Genomic DNA, 1,956 nt, shown 5'->3' with positions numbered 1-1,956 from the left:
TGCACGTTATCAGCAAGCGTTACACTCAGCGCATTGAGCGACATAACCTGAATCTGAGACAACATCTGGCAAGGCTGGGACGGAAGTCACTGTCGTTCTCAAAATCGGTGGCGCTGCATGACAAAGTCATCGGGCATTATCTGAACATAAAACACTATCAGTAAGTTGGAGTCATTACCCGCTGGCAGGCTTATTATAAAGCTATAGCCCGATAGGTTATTTTCTTGTTGAGTTCAGTCCCTGTCTTTCTTATATCCTACCCAAAAATGAGTAGGTAGGTTGTGATTAGAAAATGTTATGCAAGAATGTCTTATCCAGCTTCAGGTGACAAACTGTCATTGGAAGTACTTGTATCAGATGGTGGACTTAAGATTTTTATCTATTATTTTAATAAAGGAGTGGAACTCTCTCTCATGGTATAAAAGATAAGCAGGGTAAGTATATTTTACGAGGTGAACAGAATGCTGGGAATATCAATCTTGTCAGAGATGACACGATTGATTACACTCTTTGGGTGGTTAATAATTACACCGGTGGAAATGGTGATTCCGATAAATCCTCCCCTATGCTTTGCGCATTGTGCGAGGGACAGATACTCATTATCGAATGCAAAAATACTTTTATAAGAAAACCATTAAGGCTTGATGAGCTCAGGTTTGAATATAACTAATCATCATACGCGCCTTATATGTTCGAAGGACATAACAACTCTTAGGTATCCTGTTTCTGGATATCCTGGAAATGTGCTGCTGGTGGGCTTAGTTCTTGGAGCCTTTTGTCCAGCAGTTTCAGGTTATAAAAAACCCCGTAGAGTAAATCCGACAAATTGACGGAGTGCTGCAGGGGCAGCCAATGTAGGAGTATAGTCAGATTGCGGGATGTTTTTCTACTGGTTTTGAGAAAAAATGGAAGGCCAGATACTACAGGAAGTGGCTCATCCCTGAGCTCACAGGTAGAACGACGGACTTTGTCGTGGCAGAGCAAAGTCATTAGATAGTTTAGACAACACTCCGGATATAACAAGCGTAGCGGGTGTAAATCAGTTAACGGAGCTCAGCGGCTAAGGCATCAAGCATTCACTAAGTGGCTTTGATAATGCTATAGTTCGCCAGAAAGAACAGATTGCATGGTGTCATGCGATACAGCTCATATTTAGAACGTCAGGGTTAAGTTAGCGGTGAATATAACTATTAATAGTGGGTTTTTTGGTTATTTGCTTTTTTTATTGACTATGTGGCCAGTTTTTATAACGATGTGTCTAGCAATGTCTATAGCATTTTACGGAGTGCTAATGAAGAAGACTGCACTTGCCTGGCTGCTTTCTGCTTTATTTTTTGGCGTATTTGGGGGGCTGTATGGGTATTAACTTACTGATATTGAGGTTTTTTTGAAATCTGCAAGAATTCATTGCTGTCGTCATCCATCGAATTCATGTATGCTGATAAGGATTTTTAAAGGAAAAGGAATGGATGATGAATACCCAGAAGCTTCTGGATACATACATGTTAGTTGGTGCCGGTCTTTCTCGCGTCAAATATGAGATTTTCACGGGAGATGAAGGGTCATATGCATTTATTACGATTTATGCATATGAGCCTCATTTCCATATTAAGGGCTATGATTCCTTAAAGTTAGACGAAACTGTTGATGTCAGATCTCAGATCGAAGGGCATTTCGCAGATACCTACCAGTAGCCAAAACCATATTTCTGAATCTACAGCCCCGCTTATGCGGGGCTTTTTATTGGGGTGAATATGGCATCAAGTTCACCCAAGTTCACCCTGGCATCATCCCTATAACACAAAACGGTGGGCTTTGTTGAATAAATCAGATTTCGGGTAAGTTTCCCCCGTAGCGGGTTGTGTTTTCAGGCAATACGCACGCTTTCAGGCATACCTGCTTTCGTCATTTTGTTCAGCGCTCGTACCAGGGCCATAGCCTCCGCAACCTGACCAT

Annotated in this window: 3 protein-coding genes; 2 read left to right on the top strand and 1 reads right to left on the bottom strand. The window is 41.7% G+C overall.

What is annotated here, in order from left to right:
• Together ACLH1I_RS26480 and ACLH1I_RS26475 are read left to right on the top strand one after the other, a co-directional pair.
• Positions 1-164: IS1 family transposase (locus ACLH1I_RS26480; RefSeq protein ID WP_053902997.1), on the top strand; the 164-nt coding region annotated here is incomplete at its 5' end.
• Between the two features lie 1,305 nt (positions 165-1,469).
• Positions 1,470-1,694, top strand: a complete 225-nt coding sequence (locus ACLH1I_RS26475; protein ID WP_223790111.1) for a DNA gyrase subunit B — start codon at positions 1,470-1,472, stop codon at positions 1,692-1,694.
• 173 nt (positions 1,695-1,867) lie between these two features.
• On the opposite strand, the gene ACLH1I_RS26470 is transcribed toward ACLH1I_RS26475, so the two are convergent.
• On the bottom strand, positions 1,868-1,956 hold an 89-nt coding region (locus tag ACLH1I_RS26470; RefSeq protein ID WP_226566184.1), incomplete at its 5' end, for a hypothetical protein.

The sequence above is a fragment of the Klebsiella sp. 1SOBk10mer genome (genome assembly GCF_046602535.1).
Taxonomy (GTDB): domain Bacteria; phylum Pseudomonadota; class Gammaproteobacteria; order Enterobacterales; family Enterobacteriaceae; genus Klebsiella; species Klebsiella quasipneumoniae.
This window is presented reverse-complemented; position numbering and strand designations above follow the sequence as displayed.